18 protein-coding genes are annotated in these 20,877 nt (G+C 69.0%); 7 read left to right on the forward strand and 11 right to left on the reverse strand.

Features of this window, described 5'->3' with window-relative positions:
• Nucleotides 1–207 precede the first annotated feature (207 nt).
• Complete coding sequence (locus ACVCAG_RS44485; protein ID WP_440089668.1) at nucleotides 208–996, reverse strand: PhzF family phenazine biosynthesis isomerase; 789 nt, start codon at nucleotides 994–996, stop codon at nucleotides 208–210.
• A 206-nt stretch (nucleotides 997–1,202) separates the two neighbouring features.
• Between ACVCAG_RS44485 and ACVCAG_RS44490 the strand changes: the two genes are divergently transcribed.
• Entirely contained in the window at nucleotides 1,203–1,595 is a 393-nt protein-coding gene (locus tag ACVCAG_RS44490; RefSeq protein ID WP_329086981.1) for a cell division protein SepF, read from the forward strand.
• Nucleotides 1,596–1,712: 117 nt separating this feature from the next.
• Here ACVCAG_RS44490 and ACVCAG_RS44495 read toward each other — a convergent pair whose 3' ends face one another.
• From ACVCAG_RS44495 to ACVCAG_RS44515, 5 genes are all read right to left on the reverse strand, one after another.
• Nucleotides 1,713–3,383, reverse strand: coding sequence for a hypothetical protein (locus tag ACVCAG_RS44495; RefSeq protein WP_447191588.1), 1,671 nt, complete (start codon nucleotides 3,381–3,383; stop codon nucleotides 1,713–1,715).
• Between the two features lie 143 nt (nucleotides 3,384–3,526).
• Nucleotides 3,527–5,281, reverse strand: a complete 1,755-nt coding sequence (argS, locus tag ACVCAG_RS44500) for an arginine--tRNA ligase (RefSeq protein WP_440089671.1) — start codon at nucleotides 5,279–5,281, stop codon at nucleotides 3,527–3,529.
• A complete protein-coding gene (locus ACVCAG_RS44505; protein ID WP_440089673.1) occupies nucleotides 5,278–7,656 on the reverse strand; it encodes an HAD-IC family P-type ATPase in 2,379 nt (792 codons plus the stop codon). The genes argS and ACVCAG_RS44505 overlap by 4 nt, the downstream gene beginning before the upstream one ends.
• A 116-nt stretch (nucleotides 7,657–7,772) precedes the next feature.
• On the reverse strand, nucleotides 7,773–8,807 hold the full coding sequence (gene plsX, locus ACVCAG_RS44510) for a phosphate acyltransferase PlsX (protein WP_440089674.1): 1,035 nt from the start codon (nucleotides 8,805–8,807) through the stop codon (nucleotides 7,773–7,775).
• Nucleotides 8,808–8,879: 72 nt separating this feature from the next.
• The gene (locus tag ACVCAG_RS44515; protein WP_440089676.1) at nucleotides 8,880–9,452 is read right to left on the reverse strand and encodes a DUF1707 SHOCT-like domain-containing protein; all 573 of its coding nucleotides are present in this window, start codon (nucleotides 9,450–9,452) and stop codon (nucleotides 8,880–8,882) included.
• Nucleotides 9,453–9,617: 165 nt separating this feature from the next.
• Here ACVCAG_RS44515 and ACVCAG_RS44520 point away from each other — a divergent pair, with 165 nt between their 5' ends.
• Nucleotides 9,618–10,952, forward strand: a complete 1,335-nt coding sequence (locus tag ACVCAG_RS44520; RefSeq protein WP_447191589.1) for a KamA family radical SAM protein — start codon at nucleotides 9,618–9,620, stop codon at nucleotides 10,950–10,952.
• Nucleotides 10,953–11,067: 115 nt separating this feature from the next.
• Here the strand turns inward: ACVCAG_RS44520 and ACVCAG_RS44525 are convergent, their stop codons facing one another.
• From ACVCAG_RS44525 to ACVCAG_RS44540, 4 genes are all read right to left on the reverse strand, one after another.
• Complete coding sequence (locus tag ACVCAG_RS44525) at nucleotides 11,068–11,247, reverse strand: hypothetical protein (protein ID WP_329086969.1); 180 nt, start codon at nucleotides 11,245–11,247, stop codon at nucleotides 11,068–11,070.
• Nucleotides 11,248–11,351: 104 nt separating this feature from the next.
• Nucleotides 11,352–11,873 carry a YbhB/YbcL family Raf kinase inhibitor-like protein gene (locus ACVCAG_RS44530; protein ID WP_440089680.1) on the reverse strand — a complete coding sequence of 174 codons (522 nt, stop codon included), beginning with the start codon at nucleotides 11,871–11,873 and terminating at the stop codon, nucleotides 11,352–11,354.
• A gap of 125 nt (nucleotides 11,874–11,998) precedes the next feature.
• Nucleotides 11,999–12,862: an ABC transporter ATP-binding protein gene (locus ACVCAG_RS44535; RefSeq protein WP_350977587.1), complete on the reverse strand. Its 864-nt coding sequence runs from the start codon at nucleotides 12,860–12,862 to the stop codon at nucleotides 11,999–12,001.
• The gene (locus ACVCAG_RS44540) at nucleotides 12,855–13,796 is read right to left on the reverse strand and encodes an ABC transporter permease (RefSeq protein WP_440089682.1); all 942 of its coding nucleotides are present in this window, start codon (nucleotides 13,794–13,796) and stop codon (nucleotides 12,855–12,857) included. Before ACVCAG_RS44540 ends, ACVCAG_RS44535 begins: the two co-directional genes overlap by 8 nt.
• Nucleotides 13,797–14,297: 501 nt before the next feature.
• Here ACVCAG_RS44540 and ACVCAG_RS44545 point away from each other — a divergent pair.
• The 5 genes from ACVCAG_RS44545 to ACVCAG_RS44565 all read left to right on the forward strand — a co-directional run bounded on the left by ACVCAG_RS44545 (nucleotide 14,298) and on the right by ACVCAG_RS44565 (nucleotide 19,963).
• Nucleotides 14,298–15,929 (forward strand): ABC transporter substrate-binding protein, encoded by a 1,632-nt coding sequence (locus tag ACVCAG_RS44545; RefSeq protein WP_440089684.1) that lies wholly within the window; start codon nucleotides 14,298–14,300, stop codon nucleotides 15,927–15,929.
• A 115-nt stretch (nucleotides 15,930–16,044) separates the two neighbouring features.
• Nucleotides 16,045–16,983 (forward strand): ABC transporter permease subunit, encoded by a 939-nt coding sequence (locus ACVCAG_RS44550; RefSeq protein ID WP_440089686.1) that lies wholly within the window; start codon nucleotides 16,045–16,047, stop codon nucleotides 16,981–16,983.
• On the forward strand, nucleotides 16,976–17,920 hold the full coding sequence (locus ACVCAG_RS44555) for an ABC transporter permease subunit (protein ID WP_440089688.1): 945 nt from the start codon (nucleotides 16,976–16,978) through the stop codon (nucleotides 17,918–17,920). Before ACVCAG_RS44550 ends, ACVCAG_RS44555 begins: the two co-directional genes overlap by 8 nt.
• Before the next feature lie 8 nt (nucleotides 17,921–17,928).
• Nucleotides 17,929–18,966 (forward strand): oligopeptide/dipeptide ABC transporter ATP-binding protein, encoded by a 1,038-nt coding sequence (locus ACVCAG_RS44560; protein WP_440074010.1) that lies wholly within the window; start codon nucleotides 17,929–17,931, stop codon nucleotides 18,964–18,966.
• Nucleotides 18,950–19,963 (forward strand): dipeptide ABC transporter ATP-binding protein, encoded by a 1,014-nt coding sequence (locus ACVCAG_RS44565; RefSeq protein ID WP_440089690.1) that lies wholly within the window; start codon nucleotides 18,950–18,952, stop codon nucleotides 19,961–19,963. The genes ACVCAG_RS44560 and ACVCAG_RS44565 overlap by 17 nt, the downstream gene beginning before the upstream one ends.
• 212 nt (nucleotides 19,964–20,175) lie before the next feature.
• Here ACVCAG_RS44565 and ACVCAG_RS44570 read toward each other — a convergent pair whose 3' ends face one another.
• The gene (locus tag ACVCAG_RS44570; protein WP_440089691.1) at nucleotides 20,176–20,775 is read right to left on the reverse strand and encodes a hypothetical protein; all 600 of its coding nucleotides are present in this window, start codon (nucleotides 20,773–20,775) and stop codon (nucleotides 20,176–20,178) included.
• Nucleotides 20,776–20,877 lie beyond the last annotated feature (102 nt).

The following is a 20,877-nucleotide window of genomic DNA, read 5'->3' on the forward strand; positions in this document are numbered from 1 at the left end:
CCGGGGACGGTGTGGGAGAGTAGGTCACCGCCGGACAATCTTTTGAGGGCCTCCACCGTTGGTGGGGGCCCTCAGGCTTTCAAGATTTCAAGAGGGAAGGGCCTCCACCACAGGTGGGGGCCCTTTTCGCGTTAAAGGGTGTCGGGGGTTCTGTGGAAGCGGCGGTTACCGGGTCGACCGGGACCACGACACCCAGGACGCGAAACCCTAGACGTGGAGCTCGCCGGAAAGAACGGTCACCGCGTTTCCCGCGAGTTCGACCCGGTCGCCCCGTACAGCCGTGCGGACCACGCCCCCACGCTGTGACAGCTGGGCGCCCACCAACCTGTCGGAGCCGAGCTTGGCCGACCAGTACGGCGCGAGCGCGCAGTGGGCGGAGCCCGTGACCGGATCCTCAGGGACTCCAACCTTGGGAGCGAAGAACCGGGACACGTAGTCGGCGCCGGGGCGCGAGGCCCGAGCCGTCACGATGACTCCCCGCGCGTCGACGGCCTCCAGGGCGCGGAAGTCAGGGGCGGCGGCGAGCACGGCGTCCTCGGACTCGACCTCCACGAGGTAATCCCAAATATTTTTTCCTGTCCAAACAGGTTTAACTCCGAGCGCATCGATCAGTCCCCTAGGAGGGATCGTCGCTTGGAGTACTTTTGCTGGGAAATCCATGCTGATTAAGTCGTATTTATCCCTGGTCACGGACAGGATTCCGCTCTTCGTTGAGAATTCGAGGGTTTCTGGGACCGTTCCCGTGGAATACAGCACATGCGCCGCGGCCAGGGTCGCATGCCCGCACAGGGCCACCTCGGTCACCGGCGTGAACCAACGGAGCGGGTACGGTCCGCCGTCCTCCGCTCCGAGCAGGAAGGCTGTCTCGGAGTGCCTCATCTCCGCCGCCACGGACTGCATCCAGGTGTCAGGGACCGGATTGCTGAGTACGCAGACCCCGGCGGGGTTACCCTTGAAAAATTCATCGGTAAACGAATCGACCGTGTAGACGAGCATGACGCGATGCTAGCGGCGCCGGAGATATCGGTTGAAGTTGGGTCAGGAGATCAGGCAAAGTCGGGGATCAGGCAAACCAGTGCGGTAGCCGTACAAAGTGGAAATAAGCGCTGGGCGTGTCGCATGGCGAACTTCTTGTCGTCGGTTACCGTCCAAGGTGTAGGGACAGGCCGGATACGGCGTGGTCCTGGCGAAAGGACGAGCCGATGGGGGCAGTGCGCAAGGTGGCGAGCTACCTTGGCCTGGGCGGGGCCGAGCATTATGACGAGTCCTACGACTACGAGGACGAGGTCGAGGGCGAAGAGGAAGACTGGCAGTCTGCCTCGGAGCGTGCGGCCAAGCGCTGGCGCGCGATGAACGAGCCCTCGCGGATCGTGATGCTGACACCGATGAAGTACAACGACGCACCGGTCATCGGACAGCACTTCCGCGACGGCCAGACCGTCATCATGGATGTCAGCGGTATGAGCACCGCAGAGGCCACCCGCATGGTCGACTTCGTCGCGGGGCTGGCGTACGGCTGCGAGGGGCGCATCGAGCGGATCGCGGAGAAGGTCTTCCTGCTGGCCCCCGCCGAGGTGGAGATCACCAACGGTTGACGCCTGGCACGGCCTCGCCGGTACGGGTCCTGAGCGATCGGATCCGTACGGGTGCGAGGCCGGCCTCGGCGAAGGACCGCGCACCGATGGCGAGGCCGCGTGTCCGACGGTGACCGGTCAGCCCGCTCGGGGGCCCCGGCGGAGCAGGCGGGTGAGCTCGGCCAGGTCGGAGGTCGCTGTCTTGATCCGGCCCTCAGACTCGTGGGCGTACTCATGCAGTGCCCACACCGCGCCCTGGGCGAGTTCCCTGAGCTCGGCGAGCTGGGTGATGACGTATTCGGCGTCCGCTCGCTCACGCTGCCGCCTGCGCCACAGCCTGTAGGCGCCTCCCGCGGCGGGCAGGAGTGCGAGCGGCGCGAGAGGGAGGACGGGAAGGACGAGCACGACCACCAGGATCACCGGGGCCAGGGCGAGCAGCACGTAGGCCGCCCAGGGACGGCCACGAGCCGGCGCTCCCTCGGTGGCGATCCGCTCCTCGGCGGCCCTCATCGACTCGGGATCCGGGCCCTCGGGCCTGAGCGTCACCTGGTGGCCGAGGATCGGCATGGTGACCGACTCGGGTGCCTCGGCCCGGGTGGTCTCGGCGAGGGTCTCGGCCGCGGCCCGCACGATGGGCGCGGCCACGTGCAACGCGATCGCGGCCAGGTAGGGGTGGGAGCCGGGGCGCAGGTCGCCGAGCAGGTGGACGGCGAGCGGCCTCATCGGTCGTTCGTGGATGCCGGAACCCGTCAGCTGGCGGAGAACGGTCAGCGGCTCGTCCTCGCTCCACACGACGGCCGCCTCGCCGGAACGGTCCGCCTGCGCGGCGGTGACGAGCGCGAGGCCACCCAGGTCACCGGCTGTTCCCTCCGTACGGTCGCGCGCCTCATCGAGCGCGCCACCGGCCGCCCGAGCCGCGGAACCGCTCACGGAATCGGTCTTCCCGGCGGTGGCGCCATCGCCTCCCCTGCTCTCGCGGGCCGAGGTGATCGCGGCGCAGCGGTCGAGCAGGTGGGCCAGCCGGGCTGCGGCGTGTACGGGGGCGGCCAGCTCGGGGAGTTCGGCGAGCTCCGTGAAACCGGCCAGGGCCGGTGACACGGCGGTGGAGGGTTCGTCGGGGATCAGCGCGCGCAGCCACCGGTCGGGCTCGGAGGCGGGAGAGGCGGCCACCGCGTCGAGCTTGCGGAGAACGAAGATCTTGCCTGCCGGGCCGTACGCCCCGCGGGCGGCGGCGAGCCAGAGCGCCCGCTGGCCGTGGGTCACCGGGCGGTCCAGGGACAGCTCGCCGAAGGCGGTGCCGAGCCACGAGGCGTGGATGCGGTCGCCCTGGCCGGCCACGGCGAGGGCGAGGCAGAGGAAGAGCGCGGTCCGCTGCTCGTCACGCTGCGCGGCGCGGGCGAGGGGTTCGAGCGACTCCTCGCCGCGCATGAGCAGCACGAGCGCCTCGACGGCCGGAGCCAGCCAGTGGCCGGACACGTCTTCGAGGCCCGCCGGTACGCCGGTGGGGACGATGCCGGCGGCCAGGTCGGTGAGGAGCGCGTCGGCACAGCGGCGCAGCTCTGTCTCGGCGGGTGGAGCATCGGCGTGTGGGACATCGATGCGCGAGACCGCGGTGTCCATGCTCGCGATGTTCGTGCCCGTGGTCAGGCCGGTGTCCACGTCCGCGGTCGGATCCGTGTCCGCTACGACCAGATCCGCCTCCAACGCCGCGGCCAGGTCGGTGCTCACGCTCGTGCCCAGGCCCACGGTCAGCTCGGTGCTCAGGCTCGCGGTGTCCGTGCTCACGTTCGCGGTCAGGTCCGTGCTCAAGGCAGAGAGCTCCCCGAAGTTGTGACCGATGACCGCGCCAGCGTATTGCGCTTCGGACATCCCCGCAGGGAGGCGCGCCGAACATGACTTTGCCAGACGATCGCCTTCATTTTCGCAATAAAGACGATCATCTGGTGGACAGGTTACATGCGCTCGGGTGCCGGGACGCCGAGAAGGCTCAGGCCGGTCTCCAGAACCTTCAGGGTCAGCGCGCACAGGGCGAGCCGCGAGGCGCGAGTGGCCGCGTCGACGTCGTCCTTCAGCACCGGGCAGTTCTCGAAGAACGTGGTGAAGGCGCTCGCGGTGTCGAAGAGGTAGGAGGCCATCTTGTGCGGCGCCGAGTTCTCCGCCATCTCCTCGACGACCGAGCCGAACCCGAGGAGTTGCAGCGCCAGGGCGCGCTCGGCCGGGTGACCCAGCACGATCGGGCCGGTCGTCTCGGCCGGGGTGACCCCGCCCTTGCGGAAGATGGAACGGATGCGGGCCTGGGCGTACTGCAGGTAGGGGCCGGTGTTGCCGGTGAGGGCGAGCATGCGGTCGAAGTCGAAGACGTACTCGCTGTCGTGGCTGACCGACAGGTCGGCGTACTTGACCGCGCCCATGCCGACGGCGTGCGCGATCTCCGTGCGCTCGGCGTCGGCGTAGTCGCTGTTCCTGAGCACCTCGGCGGCCCTGGTCTCGGCCTCGTCGAGCAGCTCCACGAGCTTGATGGACTTCCCGCTCCTGGTCTTGAACATCTTGCCGTCGGAGCCCAGCACGCTGCCGATCTGGATGTGCTCGGCCCTGACGTGGTCGGGCAGCCAGCCCGCCAGCCTGGCCGAGTCGAACACCATCGACATGTGCAGCGACTGGGTCACGCCGATCACGTAGAGGATGCGGTCGGCCTTGAGATCCTGGACCCGGTAGCGGATCGTGGCCATGTCGGTGGTGCCGTAGCCGTAGCCGCCGTCACTCTTGCGGATCATCAGGGGCAGCGGCTGGCCCTCGCGGCCGGTGTAGCCGGGCGGGAAGACGCAGAGCGCGCCGTCGCTGAGGACGGCGATGCCGCGCTCCTGCAGCTCGTCGCAGACCTGGGCGAGCACGTGGTTGTACATGCTCTCGCCGGCGATGTCGTCGTTGGTCAGCGTCACACCGAGCTGGGCGTAGACCTTGTTGAAGTAACGGACCGTGGCGTTCATGAAGATGTGCCACAGGCGCATCGTCTCGGGCTCTTCGGCCTGCAGGGTGACGACCCGGCTGCGGGCGCGCTTGTTGAACTCGGGATCGGTGTCGAACTTCAGACGGGCGGCCTGGTAGTAGGGGTTGCCCTCGCCGGCCTCCAGCTGGGCGACGGCGGCCTCCTCGCCGATGTCGAGCAGGTGCTCGATGAGCATGCCGAACGGCGTGCCCCAGTCACCGAGGTGGTTCTGCCGGATGACCTTGTGGCCCAGGTGCTCGTGGACCCTGGCGAGCGCGTCACCGACGATCGTCGTGCGCAGGTGGCCGACGTGCATCTCCTTGGCCGCGTTGGGCGCGGAGTAGTCGATCACGACGGTCTGCGGCGAGGCGGACAGGCTCACGCCGGTGCGCGGGTCGGCCAGGATCTCGGAGGCGCCGGCCGCGATCCACTCGTCGGAGAGGGTGAGGTTGAGGAAGCCGGGGCCGCTGACCTCGACGGTGCCGGGGAACGGGTCGTCCTGGGCGTCTCCGGCCCGCCCGGTGAGATGCTCGGCGATCTCCTGGGCGACCTCCCGCGGTGCCCGTCGCAGTCGCTTGCTCAGGCTCATCGCCACGTTCGCCTGGTAGTCGGCGAACTGCGAGGGACGGATCAGCGGGTCTGCGTCGGAGTACTCCGCACCGAAGGCGGCGGCCAGTGCCTGCTGGACGCGCTCGGTCAGTGCGAGCTGCGGGTCGGTCATGCTCCAAGGGTATCGGCTGGCCGGTCCTGAACCGATTTGATATCACCCGGGATCGGCTCCGTACGGCGGGATCGCGCGATCATGAAGACGCCCGTCAGCACGACCCCGGCGGCGACGCCGAGCCCGGCCGCGGTGAGACCGGCGGCGGGGCCACCGAGGGTGAGCGCGAAGAACTCGCGGGCGAACGGGACGGCGAGGGTGAGCGCGAACAGCCCGGCCATCGAGGCCACGAGCACCACCCGCCACCAGACGTACGGGCGGGCGACCAGGACCAGCACCCACCAGGCGGCGACGAACAGCGTGATCACCGCGGAGGTGCGGCTCTCCTCCAGGGTGGCGGACCCGCTCTGGGCGATCCAGTACGACAGGTAGACGGCGGCGGCGCAGACGATCCCGGCGGGGACCGCCAGGCGGAGCACGCGGGGCACGAAGCCGCTCCTGGCGCGCTCGTTGCTCGGCGCGAGCGCGAGGAAGAAGGCGGGGATGCCGATCGTCAGGGCGTTGACCAGCGTGGAGTGCCGGGGAGCGAACGGGAACGCGAGCCCGATGACCCCGGTGAGCAGGGAGAGCACGATCGCGTAGAAGGTCTTGGTCAGGAAGAGCCCGGCGACCCGCTCGATGTTGGCCAGCACCCGGCGGCCCTCGCCCACCACGGAGGGGAGGCCGGCGAAGCCGTCGTCCATCAGTACGATCTGGGCGACCGCCCGGGTGGCGCCGCTGCCGGAGCCCATCGCCACGCCGAGGTCGGCGTCCTTGAGCGCGAGCACGTCGTTCACGCCGTCGCCGGTCATCGCGACCGTGTGCCCGCGCGACTGGAGCGCGCCGACGAACAGCCGCTTCTGGTGCGGGCTGACCCGGCCGAAGACGGTGTTGGCCTCCATGATCTCGGCGAGCTTCTCCGGGTCGTCCTCCGGCAGGGTGCGGGCGTCCACCGCGCGCTCCCCGCCGGGGATGCCCAGGGAGGTGGCGATGGCCGACACCGACTCGGGGTTGTCGCCGGAGATGACCTTGACGGTGACGTGCTGCCCGGCGAAGTAGGCGAGGGTCTCGGCCGCGTCCGGGCGGATCCGCTGCCTGAGCACGACGACGGCCGCGGCCTCGACGGTGCCGAGGTCGTCGGGATCGCGCAGCGAGGTGACCCGGCACAGGGCGAGCACCCGCAGGCCGGTGGCGGCGAGCACCCCGGCCTCGTCGTACGCGGGGGTGCCGGGCGGCAGGAGGACGTCGGGGGCGCCCAGGACCCAGCCGCCGTGGTCGTCGAACCCGGCGCCGCTCCATTTGCGGGCCGAGGAGAAGGGGACCTTCGCGGTGGCGGTCCAGCCGGGCGAGTCGGGGTAGCGGGCCTGGACGGCGCGGGCGGTGGGGTTGGGGTCGGGGTCGAGGTTGGCCAGCGCGGCCAGGGCCTCGTGCACGGGCAGGTCGTCGCGGAGCGGGCGGACCTCGTCGAGTTCCATGCCGCCCGAGGTGAGGGTGCCGGTCTTGTCGAGGCAGAGCGTGTCGACCCGGGCCAGGATCTCGATCGCGGGTAGTTCCTGGACCAGGCAGTGGCGCCTGCCCAGCCGGATCACGCCGACGGCGAAGGCGATGCTGGTCATCAGGACCAGGCCCTCGGGGATCATGGTGACGATGCCCGCGACCGTGCCGGTGACGGCCTCGCCGACGCTCGTCTGCCTGCTGACCTGGCTCCAGGTGAGCAGGGCACCGATCGGGATGACCAGCCAGGTCACGTACTTGATGAACCGCGTGACGCCTTCGCGCAGCTCCGAGTGGGACAGGCTGAACGCGCTGGCCTCCTCGGCGAGCCTGGCCGCGTAGGCGTCGCGGCCGACCCTGGTCGCGACATAGGAGCCTCTTCCCGCGACCACGAAGCTGCCGGACAGGACCTCGTCGCCGGGACGCTTGTGCACCGGGTCGGCCTCGCCGGTGAGCAGCGACTCGTCCGCCTCCAGGCCGTCGGCGTCCACCATCTCGCCGTCGACCAGCAACTGGTCGCCGGGGGAGAGCAGGACGAGATCGCCGAGCACGACCTGCCGGGGTGGGATCTCGGTGTCGGCGCCGTCCCTGCGGACCCTGACCGGGGACTCGTTGACGATGGCGAGCCGGTCGAGGGTGCGCTTGGCGCGGAGCTCCTGGACGATGCCGATGCCCGCGTTGGCCACGATCACCAGTCCGAAGAGCCCGTCCTGCCACTCCCCGAAGATCATGATCAGCACCCAGAGCGCACCGATCACCCCGTTGAAAAGGGTGAGGACGTTGGCCCTGACGATCGCCGAGACCGACCTGCTCGACCGGCGCCTGACGTCGTTGACCTGCCCGGCGACCACGCGCTCGGCGACCTCGGCCGCGGTCAGCCCCCGTTCCGCCACCTGCTCCACGCGGCCCCCCGCCGATCGACTGGGACTCAGGGTACGCGGGGCCGGAGAACGCGGTGGGAGGTGCCACCCGATACGCCGGAAATATCACCACAGGTGGGCGGAGCGTACACGAGATGTCACCAGAGGCGGTGCGGGCGGGGAGTGGAGGCGAGACGCTCGCCGATGCGGTTCACCACGCCCTCCTGGGCCAGTCTGGCCGCGAGCACGCAGGCGGAACTCACCCCCTTGGCGTGCGAGGCGCCGTGCGCGATGACCACGGTGCCGTTCAGGCCGAGCAGCACGGCCCCGCCGTGAACCTCGGGGTCGAGCCGCCGGTAGAGCTCCCTGATGCGCCTCTTCTGCAGCAGTCCGCCCACCCTGGCCGCCCGGCTCTCGTTGATCGTCTCGCGGAGCTCGGCGAAGGCGTAGCGGACGCTGCCCTCCATGGTCTTGAGCGCCACGTTGCCGGTGAAGCCGTCGGCGACGATGACGTCCACGGTGTGGGTGAGCAGGTCGTGGCCCTCGATGTTGCCCGCGAAGTCGAGCCCCGGGGCGGCCGACAGTAACTCGTGGGCCCGCTTGACGAGCTTGTTGCCCTTCTCCGGTTCGCTGCCGATGGTCAGCAGGCCGATCCTGGGCTTCTCGATGCCCAGGGCGGTCTCCGCGTAGGCGGCGCCGAGGTGGGCGAACTGCACCAGCATCTCCGGCTTGACCTCGGCGTTCGCCCCGGCGTCCAGCAGGACGGTCGGGGTGGGCCTGGTCGGCAGGGCGACGGCGATGGCGGGCCTGAGCACTCCCGGCTGGCCGCGGAGCCTGAGCTTTCCGGTGGCCACGATCCCGGCGGTGGAACCGGCGGAGACCACGGCGCAGGCGTCGCCCCGGCGTACGAGGTGGCAGGCGATGGCGATGCTGGAACGCGGCCGGCGCAGGCTGGCGAGGGCGCCCTCGTCCATGGCCAGGGCCTCCTCGGCGCGGACGATCGGGATCTCGGTGGTCGCGTCGTACCGGGAGAGCGCCTCGGACAGAGGGCGGGGGGCGCCGACGAGCACGACGGAGATCCCGTGCTCTCGTACCGCCCGCACGGCTCCCGCCACGATCTCGTCGGGGGCGTTGTCGCCGCCCATCGCGTCCAGGGCGATCGGCATGGCGCCGGGAGCGTCGGTCTCAGGCAAGCGGTCACCTCGTGCGGGATGGTTTGTCCGCATCGTAGGCGGGCTCAGGACCGGATCGTTCCGTGGGGCCGATCAGGGAGTGCCGGGGAGATTCCAGTCGCTTCTCTCCCGCGAGACGATGATCTTGCCGAAGGTGGCCCGGCCGACGACCCTGATGACCGGGCCGTCGCCGTCGCCCGCGCCGCCGGAGACGCTGCGCTTGGCGAACAGCGCGCCGACCTCGTCGATGACGTGGGCGTCGTGGGGGACCCTGACGATCAGCTTGCCGCAGTAGGAGTTGACCTCAAGGGTGATCTCCCGGCCCGGCAGCACCGCGTCGGAGAGGTCGACGATCAGCGCGCCGAAGGTGGCGCGCAGCGCGGTGTGCCGCCCGGCGATCCAGCGTCCGCCGCGCACGACCTTGCTGAAGACGGCGGCGACCTCCTGCCGCTCGGCGGCGACCCCGCGGGCGGGCGCGGTGATGTCGGGCAGGTCGCGGGTGAGGGGGACGAGGTCGTCCGTCGTGACGGCGGTGTAGGCGGCCTCCAGCCGGTCGGCGTGCTCGACGCTGGTCAGGCGGCCGGCGGCGAACGCCTCACCCAGCACCGCGGCCACATGGTCGCGATCGGCGTCTGAGGCGCGCAGGACGGGGTCATAGGACGTCATGACCGCGAGTGTACGACCATTCAAGATATATCGCGATGCTTGTTTCATGAAGAAGTCGCCGAGATATGGAACCGGTCACAGGGGGGTTTACGTCCGGTATATAAGTGGTCAAAGACGCACGAGAGGCAGCTGAGGTTTACCGCAACAAGAACAAAAAAACGAAACATGGGATTGGTGATCTTGAACGAAGCTTCCAAACGCGGGTTCCGGGCCTACACCGCGAAACACCTCGACGACCTGCTGCGCAGAGGCGGCCTGGGTGACGACGAGCGGCTGCGGATCAGAGCGGTGGCGACGGTGCTGCCCTTCCGCACCAACGCCTACGTGGTGGACCGGCTCATCGACTGGTCGGCCGTCCCGGAGGACCCCATCTATCGGCTGGTCTTCCCCCAGGAGGACATGCTGCCCGAGGCGGACGTCACCAGGCTGGCGGGCCTGCTGCGGGCCGGCGCGGGGAACGCCGAGATCCAGGCGGCGGCGAACAAGGTCAGGATGAGGCTCAACCCGCACCCCGCCGGTCAGCTCGACCTCAACGTCCCGCGCGTCGGCACCGAGCCGGTGCCCGGCATGCAGCACAAATATCCTGAGACGGTGCTCTTCTTCCCCAAGCAGGGGCAGACGTGCCACGCCTACTGCACCTACTGCTTCCGGTGGGCCCAGTTCATCGGGGAGCCCGACCTGAAGTTCGCCTCCGACGACGTCGACGCCCTCGTCCGCTATCTCAAGGACCACCCCGAGGTGACCAGCGTGCTGCTCACCGGCGGGGACCCCATGATCATGGGTGAGCCGGTGCTCCGCCGCTATCTGGAGCCGCTGCTCGGCATCGAGCAGCTCGAGTCCATCCGCATCGGCACCAAGTCGCTGGCCTACTGGCCGCAGCGGTTCGTCTCCGACCCCGACAGCGACGACACGCTCCGCCTGTTCGCCTCGGTGGTCGACGCGGGCAAGAACCTGGCCTTCATGGCGCACTTCTCGCATCCCCGGGAGCTGGACCTTCCGATCGTCGAGGCCGCCGTCGCGGGGATCACGGCCACCGGCGCGGTCGTCAGGACGCAGGCGCCGCTGATCCGGTCGATCAACGACGACCCCGGGACCTGGTCGTCCATGTGGCGCAGGCAGCTCACCATGGGCATGATCCCGTACTACATGTTCGTCGAGCGCGACACCGGCCCGCAGGACTACTTCGCGGTGCCGCTCGCCAGGGCCTACGAGATCTTCAGGGACGCCTACGCGAGCGTTTCCGGGCTGTGCCGCACCGTGCGGGGCCCGTCGATGTCCGCCACGCCCGGCAAGGTCTGCCTGGACGGCGTCGCCGAGGTCGCGGGGCAGAAGGTCTTCGTGCTCCACCTCATCCAGGCGCGCGATCCGGAACTGGTCGGCCGCCCCTTCTTCGCGAGATACGACCCGAACGCCGTGTGGCTCACCGATCTGCGCCCGGTCTTCGCCGACCGTTTCCCCTTCGAGCCCGCCACCGTCGCCCCCCAGCGACTGTCGGCCTGATCCGCCCCCCGGCGGCACGGGGACCCGTGGATCGCGCACGGCGACGGTGAAGGCCGGTGAGGGGTCGTGGGCGGTGGGGAGGCCGGCCGGTGCGCACGGCCGGCCCCCCACCGCCTCAGCGTCCCGGGCCCCGCACGGAGGTGCGACGGGCGATCTCGGCCTGGAGTCTGGCCATCTGCCAGTGCAGCTCGATGAGCTGCTCGGTCAGCTGGAGACGCGGAATCTCTGACGGGTCCTCGACGGACAGGTGGTCGATCGCGGTGGACAGCTCTCGCATCGCGCGCCCCCACTCCATGACGGCTTCCTTGGATCGAAACAACGTTCGAATCATACCGGAACACCGAACACGCTGTCAGTCCATTGCCTCCCGTGTCCCACCCCCGGGGCGTGCCGTACTCGCTAGTTCTGGTATTCGGGCGTCACGTATCCGCGGGCCAGGGTGTGGGCGGTGATGTTGAAGCCCACCACGGCGGGCGGGGTGTCGGTGTCGACGCCGAGTTTCTCCACGTCGAGGGCGTGCACCGCGAAGATGTAGCGGTGCGGGGGCCCGGGCGGCGGTGCGGCGCCGCCGTAGGCGTTGTGGCTGTAGTCGTTGCGTCCGTGCACGCCCACGCCGCCGTCGCCGGCACCCGCGCCGGCGGGCAGCTCGGTCACGTCGGCCGGGATGTCGAACAGCAGCCAGTGCCAGAACCCGCTGCCGGTGGGGGCGTCGGGGTCGAAGCACGTCACGGCGTAGCTGAGGGTGCCCTCGGGGGCGCCGGACCAGCGCAGGTGGGGAGAGACGTTCTGGCCGGTGGAGCCCCAGTCGTTGAACACGTGGGCCTCCGCCATGCGTTCGCCGTCGCGGACGTCGTCGCTCTCGACGGTCAGCGCGGGAACCTGGGGCAGGAAGTCATACGGAATCGGTGGCCGCGTGGACACGATTCACCTCCGATGGAAGCGTCTTGTCGGTCGCTCCTCATCCTGCCCTGCCACCGGGCCCCGTAGCGATCAGAGGCCGGGCGATTGGACGCCGTGGTGATCGGATCGCGTCGCGGGCGGCGCGATCAGACCTTGTTGTAGGCGGCGAGGACCGTCTTCGGGTCGCCGTCCATCCTGATCTTGCCCTTGTGCAGCCAGATGACCCGGTTGCAGGTCTCCTCGATCACGTCGAGGTTGTGGGCGACCAGGAAGACGGTGCCGGCCTCGTCGCGCATCTTCTTGATGCGGTCCTGGCTCTTGCGCCGGAACTCGCGGTCACCGGTGGCCAGGGCCTCGTCGATGAGCAGCACGTCGTGGGACTTGGCCGAGGCGATGGCGAAGCGGAGCCTGGCGCCCATGCCCGAGGAGTAGGTCGACATGGGGAACTGCACGAACTCCCCGATGCCGGAGAAGTCGACGATGTCGTCGTACTTCTCCTTGACCTGCGCGGGGTTCATGCCCATCGCGTAACAGCCGAGCACGATGTTGCGCTCGCCGGTGAGCTCGCGCATCAGCGCGGCGTTGACGCCGAGCAGGGAGGGCTGGCCGTCGGTGTAAACAGCGCCGGAGTGCGGGGGCAGGAGCCCGGCGATGGCGCGCAGCAGCGTGGACTTGCCGGAGCCGTTGCGGCCGACGATGCCGATGGCGTCGCCGTGGCGGGCCACGAAGGACACGCCGCGCACGGCGTGGACCTCCTTCATCTGCGGCCGTCCCTGGCGCTTGACGAGGCGCATGAGGGCGTTGACGGCGTTGCCCTTCTCCGTGTCGCTGGCCGCGCCGTACACCCGGTAGATGATGTGCAGGTCGTCCACGATGACCGTGGGTGTGCCCTCGCGCTCGTCGGCGGGCGCGGGGGCGGGTTCCGGGTTGGGGTGCACCCTGACGTCCGTGCTCGGCACGGCGGGCTCCTCGGCCTTCACTCGGGACAGCTCCTCGGTCAACTCAGCCACGGCCGTACTTCTCCTCGGCTCGCCAGAAGTACCAGAACCCGCCGAGCAGAGCGAACACCGCCCAGAATACGCAGACCGCCCAGATGTAGGGCCGGGGGTCGTGGGTATGCATGAGCAGGTCCCGCATGAGCTCGATGTACGCGGCGGCCGGGTTGAAGTACATGATGTCGGCGACCCACTGGGGGAGGCCGGCGCCGCCGGGGCCCACGACCTTGTCCTCGATGGAGAAGAAGACGCCGGAGGCGTAGAGCCAGGTGCGCATGATGAAGGGCAGCAGCTGGTTCAGGTCGCGGGCGGTGGAGCCGAACCGGGCGAGCACCAGGCTCGCGCCGATGTTGAACATGGTCTGCAGCGCCAGGGCGACCGGGATCAGCAGCCAGTACAGGGTGATGGGCTCCTTGGTGAGCAGCACCAGCCCGAACAGCACGCCCATGGAGATGAGCAGCTGCTGGAACTCCTGGATCGTGTAGGCGAGCGGGAGCGCGGCGCGCGGGAAGTGCAGGGCGCGGATGAGCGACAGGTTGCCGGAGATCGCCCTGGCGCCACCGCTCACCGAGCGCTGGGTGTAGGTGAAGACGAACATCCCGGTGATGAGGAAGGCCGGGTAGTTCTCGATGCCCTTGCTCGCGCCGAGGATCAGGCCGAACATCAGGAAGTAGATGGCGGCGTTGAGCAGTGGCGTGATGACCTGCCACAGCTGGCCCAGGGCCGAGTTGCTGTACTTCGAGACGTTGCGCGACGTGGCGTACGTCATGATGAAGTGCCGTCGGTCCCACAACTGGCGCAGGTAGACGGGCAGACTCGGGCGTGCGATGGCACGCCGAAGTCCGTGGCGCGCGGCGAGCTTGGCCAGCGGCTCTTGCCCCTGCTCGGGGGTGCCGTTACTCGGGCCGCCCGCCTGGGCGTCCGCGATCGCGGATTCCGGCTGGCTCATGGCAAGGACTCTATTGGATGCGAGTGGATGAAGTGCCTGCGGCGGGGTCCCGCCGCACACATTGGACGGGATCTCCGGTCCGTAGGTTCCAGGGCAATTGTGCGGTTCTCCCGCGGGAGACCGGACCCTTGGCGATCACGTAAGCGCAGGCCCAGGTCAGGGTCATCGGAGGGTAACGGATGCGAGCAGTGCCGCCGCGGGGGTATTTTGGCGTGACCGTTCATGTCCTACGTGTGCCTGGATGTCGTTTTCATACGCATCTGGGATCTTGGCATCGTCGAGTTGGCAGGTATGTGACGCCGAATCGGTTCATGCGTGACCGAACTGCAACATCACAGATATAAGTCGGTGTGGAGCGGTAGGGAATAGTCGCGATCGATCGGTGTGGCGTCAGCACCCGGACCGGAACAGCGGGAAGCAGGGACCACAAGATCCTCCTTCGCGGTGCTCGGGTCACGGACTCAGTGTCGACGTAAGCCTGCAAAGGGAGGATTTACCGCAATGCGCGTTTCTAAGGGTGCGCGGCTCACCGCCGGCACCGCGTTGCTCGCCCTCGCGCTGACCGCGTGTGGCAGCTCGACGTCCTCGGATGGTGGGACGGCCGCGGCCGACCAGCCCGTGCGTATGGAGCTCGGCGAGCCGCAGAAGCTCTTCTACCCCGGTGACACCACCGAGTCCGAGGGCTCCGAGGTCATGGCCGCCATCTTCGCCCCGCTGGTCGGCTACGACGAGAACAAGCAGGTCGTGAACGAGGTCGCCGAGTCGATCGAGTCGACCGACAACACGGTGTGGACGATCAAGCTCAAGCCCGGCTACACCTGGCACAACGGCGAGAAGCTGATCGCGCAGAACTACGTCGACGCGTGGAACTACGCCGCCAACCAGGACAACGTCCAGGGCGCAAACGGCTTCTTCAGCCGGGTCGACGGCTGGGCCGACCTGAACCCGGGCGAGGGCCAGACCGTCTCCACCAAGGAGATGAAGGGCCTGAAGGTCATCGACGAGAGCACCTTCAGCGTCACCCTCGCCAAGCCGTTCTCGCAGTTCAAGACGATGCTGGGCTACACGGCGTTCTACCCGCTGCCCAAGGCGGCCTTCGGCCCCGACGGCAAGGTCACCGAGGAGTACGCCAAGAAGCCGATCGGCCAGGGCTACTTCCAGATCGACAAGCCCTACAACAAGGGCACCGACCAGACGATCGACCTCACCCGGTACGACAAGTTCGCCGGGACGAAGCCGAAGTTCACCAAGCTCCAGTTCAAGCTTTACACGAGCCCGGAGACCGCGTTCAACGACCTGGCCGCGGGCAACCTCGACGTGCACGACTCGCTGCCCCCCTCGGCGATCGCCCGGGCCAAGTCGGAGCTCGGCGAGCGCTACATGGACGAGGCGGACGCCGGCGTCGGCTACATCGGCTTCCCGCTGCAGTACAACAAGACGTACGCGAACGTGAAGGTCCGCGAGGCCATCTCCATGGCCATCGACCGCGCGACCATCGCCGACAAGGTCTTCTCCGGCACGCGCGCCCCGGCCGACGACTTCATCAACCCCCTCCTCGAGGGTTACCGCGCCGGTGCCTGCGCGGCCTGCAGCTACGAGCCCGACAAGGCCAAGGCGCAGTACGCGGAGAACAACGGCCCCAAGACGCTGGAGCTGGGCTACAACACCGACGGCCCGCACAAGGAGTGGATCGAGGCCGTCGCGAACAGCCTCCGCGCCAACCTGGGCATCGAGGTGACGGTCAAGCCCTTCGAGAAGTTCGCCTCGATTCTCGACGAGCTCGACAAGAAGACCTACGGCGGCATGTTCCGCATGGGCTGGGCGATCGACTACCCGTCGGCGGAGAACTACCTGACCCCGATCTTCTCCACTGTCGCGATCAAGACCGGCTCCAACTACGCCGGCTGGTCGAACAAGGAGTTCGACGAGCTCCTGGCCAAGGGCGACACCGCCCCGACGCAGGAGGAGGGTCTGAAGTTCTACCAGCAGGCCGACGACATTCTGATCAAGGAACTGCCGTACATTCCGGTGTACTTCTACCGGACCAACGCCGCGTTCTCCCAGCACGTCAAGGGCGTCAAGATCAATCTTCTCAACCAGATCGAGTGGACCGAGGTCGAGAAGGCCAGCTGACGACCGGTTGAGGGCCGGGCGGGAGCCCGGCCCCACCGGCCGCCCGGAACGATCTCGCGGCACCGTGTGACCCGCCGGTCCGCGAGATCGCCCCGGGTACCTACGGGAGATACGAATGGGCCGTTACATCCTCAGGCGCCTGATCCAGGCGATACCAGTCCTGGTGGGCGCCACCCTGCTCATCTACGCCATCGTCTTCGCGCTGCCCGGAGACCCCATCGCGGCGCTGGCGGGCGAGAAGCGCATAGACCCCAACATCGTCGCCATCCTGCGCGAGCAGTACCACCTGAACGACCCGTTCCTGGTGCAGTACTGGTACTACATCACCGGCCTGCTCGGCGGTGACTTCGGTACCACCTTCGCCGGCGTCGGGGTCGACGAGATCATGGCCGGCAAGTTCCAGGTGACCATCAACCTGGCGGCGACCGCCCTGGTGATGGAGGCCGTCATCGGCGTGGGGCTCGGCCTGTACGCGGCGCTGCGCCACGGCAAGGCCAGCGACTCGATGATCCTCGCCTCCACCCTGGTGCTGATCTCCATCCCCACCCTGGTGACCGGCTTCGTGCTCCAGCTGCTGCTGGGCGTGAAGCTCAAGCAGGCCGGGATCGACCTCTTTCCCGTCGCGGGCGTGACGGAGGGCTGGCGCAGCTACCTGCTGCCCGGCTTCGTGCTCGCGGGGACGTCGATCGCCTACCTCACCCGGCTGGCCAGGAACAGCCTGGTGGAGATCCTGCGCGCCGACTACATCCGCACCGCGGTGGCCAAGGGCCTGCCCCGGAACCGGGTCGTCGGGCGGCACGCGCTGCGCAACGCGCTGATCCCGCTGGTCACCTACCTGGGCGCCGACCTCGGTACGTTGATGGGCGGCGCGGTGATCACCGAGACGATCTTCAACCTGCCGGGCATCGGCCAGCAGCTGTTCAGCTCCGTGTACCTGCGCGAGCAGCCCGTGGTCGTCGGCATCGTGACCGTCCTGGTGCTGATCTACATCCTTGCCAACCTGGTCGTCGACCTGCTCTACGCCGTGCTCGACCCGAGGATCCGTTATGAGTGACACTCTTGTCCCGGCCGGAGGGCAGACCGGGAACCCCAAGCACGGCAGGCCCAGAAGGGGCGCCAAGGGCGCCAAGGCGCCCAAGGCCGCGAGCCTGTGGGGCGACGCCTGGTACGACCTGCGCCGCCGCCCGCTCTTCATCGGGGCGTCCCTCCTCATCGCCGTCCTGGTCGTCATGGCGGTGGTCCCCTCGCTGTTCACCTCGGTGAACCCGTTCGACGCCAAGAGCTGCGACCTGGGCGACGCCCGGCTGGGCATGAGCGCGACCCACTGGTTCGGCACCGACAACCTCGGCTGCGACATCTACGCCCGCACCATCTACGGCGCCCGCAACTCGATCGTGGTCGGGCTGGCCACCACCGTCGTCACCGCGATCGTGGGCGGCCTGCTCGGTCTCTTCGCGGGATTCAGGGGCGGCACGCTGGACACCCTGCTCTCCCGGCTCACGGAGATCTTCTTCGCGATCCCGTCGATCCTCGGCGCCCTGCTCATCCTGGCGGTCTTCCGCACGGGCAACGTGTGGACCGTCATGCTCGCGCTGGCCGTGCTGACCTGGCCGATGACGTACCGGATCATGCGGGCGGCGGTGATCACCGCCAAGAGCCAGGACTACGTGCTCGCGGCGAGGGCGCTCGGCGCCTCCGCGTCGAGGATCATGTTCCGGCACATCCTGCCGAACGCGATCGCCTCGGTGATCGTGGTCGCCACGATCAACCTGGGCTACTTCATCGCCGCGGAGGCCGGCCTGTCCTTCCTCGGTGTGGGCCTGCGCTCGCCCGACATCTCCTGGGGGCTCATGATCTCCGATGCCAGGGAGCGCTTCCTGGAGGCTCCGTGGGCGCTGCTGTTCCCGGCGCTGTTCCTGAGCCTGACGGTGCTGGCCTTCATCATGCTGGGCGACGCCGTCCGCGACGCCCTCGACCCGAAGCTGCGGTAGGGGGACCCGTGAAGAAGACCTCAACGCCGGTGGTGCCGTCCAGGGAGGCGCCGGGCAGCGAGCCGCTGCTCGCCGTCGACGACCTGCACGTGGAGTTCGTGACCAGGCAGGGCCTGGTCAAGGCGGTCAACGGGGTCAGCTACTCGCTGAACCCCGGGGAGACGCTCGCGGTGCTCGGCGAGTCCGGCTCGGGCAAGTCGGTGACCGCGCAGGCCATCATGGGCATCCTCGACTCCCCGCCGGCCCGCATTCCCAAGGGCGAGATCCGCTTCCGGGGCACGAACCTGCTCGACCTGTCCGAGGAGGCCCGCACCCAGGTGCGCGGCCGGCGGATCGCGATGATCTTCCAGGACGCGCTCTCCGCGCTGAACCCGGTGTTCACCGTCGGCGCCCAGATCGGGGAGATGTTCCGGGTGCACCGGGGCGCCTCCAAGCGCGACGCCCAGAAGAAGGCGATCGAGCTGATGGACCGGGTCCGCATCCCGGCCGCCAAACAGCGGGTGCACGACTACCCCCACCAGTTCTCCGGGGGAATGCGCCAGCGCATCATGATCGCGATGTCGATCGCGCTCGACCCCGAGGTGCTGATCGCCGACGAGCCGACCACCGCCCTCGACGTGACGGTGCAGGCCCAGATCATGGAACTCCTGGGCGAGCTGCGGCGCGAGAGCAACATGGGCCTGATCCTGATCACCCACGACCTCGGCGTGGTGGCCGACGTCGCCGACAAGATCGCGGTCATGTACGGCGGGCGGATCGTGGAGAACGCCCTCGTGCACGACATCTACCGCAGGCCCGCCCACCCGTACGCCAAGGGCCTGCTCGACTCGATTCCCCGGGTCGACCAGAAGGGGCAGGAGCTGTACGCCATCAAGGGCATGCCGCCGAACCTGCTCGACATGCCCACGGGCTGCGCCTTCCACCCCCGGTGCCCGTACCGTCAGGACAACTGCGTCGTCGACGCGCCCCCGCTGTACGAGATCGGCCCGACGCGCGGCAGCGCGTGTCACTACTGGAGGGAGGTCCTCGATGGCAGCCACGGGTGAGCCGATCCTTGAGGTCCGCGACCTGGTCAAGCACTTCCCGCTGACCCAGGGCGTCATCCTGCGCAAGCAGGTCGGCGCGATCAAGGCCGTCGACGGGGTCTCCTTCGACCTGCGCCGGGGCGAGACGCTCGGCATCGTGGGCGAGTCCGGGTGCGGCAAGTCCACGCTGGCCAAGCTCCTGATGGCGCTGGAGCGGCCGACCTCGGGCTCGGTGAAGATCAACGGCAGGGAGATCGCCGACGCCAGGCGCGGCGAGCTCAAGCGGGCCCGCCGCAACATCCAGATGGTCATGCAGGACCCGTACACCTCGCTGAACCCCCGGATGACGGTGGGCGACATCATCGGCGAGCCGTTCGAGATCCACCAGGAGGTCGCCCCCAAGGGGGACCGGCGCCGCAAGGTCCAGGACCTCCTCGAGGTGGTCGGCCTCAACCCCGACCACATCAACCGCTACCCGCACCAGTTCTCCGGCGGCCAGCGCCAGCGCATCGGGATCGCCCGCGGGCTGGCGCTCCAGCCGGAGATCATCGTCTGCGACGAGCCGGTCTCCGCGCTGGACGTGTCGATCCAGGCGCAGGTCGTCAACCTGCTGGAGCGGCTGCAGGACGACCTCGGCCTCGCGTACGTCTTCATCGCCCACGACCTGTCGGTGGTCCGGCACATCTCCGACCGGGTCGGGGTGATGTACCTGGGCAAGATGGTGGAGATCGGTAAGGACGTCGAGATCTACGACCGGCCCGCGCACCCCTACACCCAGGCGCTGCTGTCGGCCGTTCCGGTGCCCGACCCCGAGGGGCGCGAGCGACGCGAGCGGATCATCCTCCAGGGTGACCCGCCGTCCCCCGCCAACCCGCCGTCGGGCTGCCGGTTCCGTACGCGGTGCTGGAAGGCCCAGGAGATCTGCGCCGTCGAGGAGCCGCTGCTGCAGATCCGGCCCGGCACCGCGCACGCGAGCGCCTGCCACTTCGCCGAGACCCACGACGTGATCCACGTGTAGGAGAGCGCCAGGGAGAGGGCGGGGAAGGCGACGGCGGACACGGCCCCGGAGGCGGGGAGGGGCGGGGAGCCCGGAGAGCCCGCGGGCGGGGGCACGCAACAGCCGGACCCGAGACAGCAGGACCCGGAACAGCGAAGGGCGCGACCCCCACATGGAGTTGTGGAGGCCGCGCCCTGTCTGCTTCACCGCTTCACCGCAGGGTGTCTGCCCTGCTAGAGGATGTCGACGCCGACGCCGCCGATGCCGACGAGGCCGCCGATGCCGACGCCGTGGCCGGTTCCGCTGCCGCTGCTGATGATGTTGCCGCCGCCGCCGATGGTGTTGCCGCCACGGCCGAAGAGGCCGCCGCCGAGGATGCCGCCCCCGCCGAAGCCGCCGCCGAAGCCGCCACCGTAGAAGCCGCCGCCGCCGAAGCCGCCACCGTAGACGCCGCCGCCGTACACGCCGCCGCCGTAGCAGCCGCCGCTGTAGAGGCCGCCACCGTAGAGGCCGCCGCCGTACACGCCGCCACCGTAGACGCCGCCGCCGAGGACGCCGCCGCAGCCGATGCCGCTGCTCACGGCGGTGGGGATGACGGTGGTGCCGTACGTGACGGTGCTCGTCGGGACGAAGGCCGCAGCGCCGCTGACGACGCCGACGCCGCAGCAGTCGGCGGCCTTCTTGGCGGCCTTGGCCTTGGCGGCGGCCTTGACGACCGACTGGGCGCTGACCTTGGCCGTGGAGGTGGAGGAGGTGGACGCGGACGCGACCGCGGCCGGCGCGATGACGGCGATACCGACACACGCGGAGGTGATGAGAAGACGACGAATCATTGTGGTTCCCCCTGGAAGGAAATCGTCGCGGCAGTGTCTGGGGCCTCTGGAACGGACCGTCTGCACGCGGCTACTCAAAGTAACGGGAGTGAGACTATCCAG

This window comes from Streptosporangium sp. G12 (assembly GCF_052983175.1).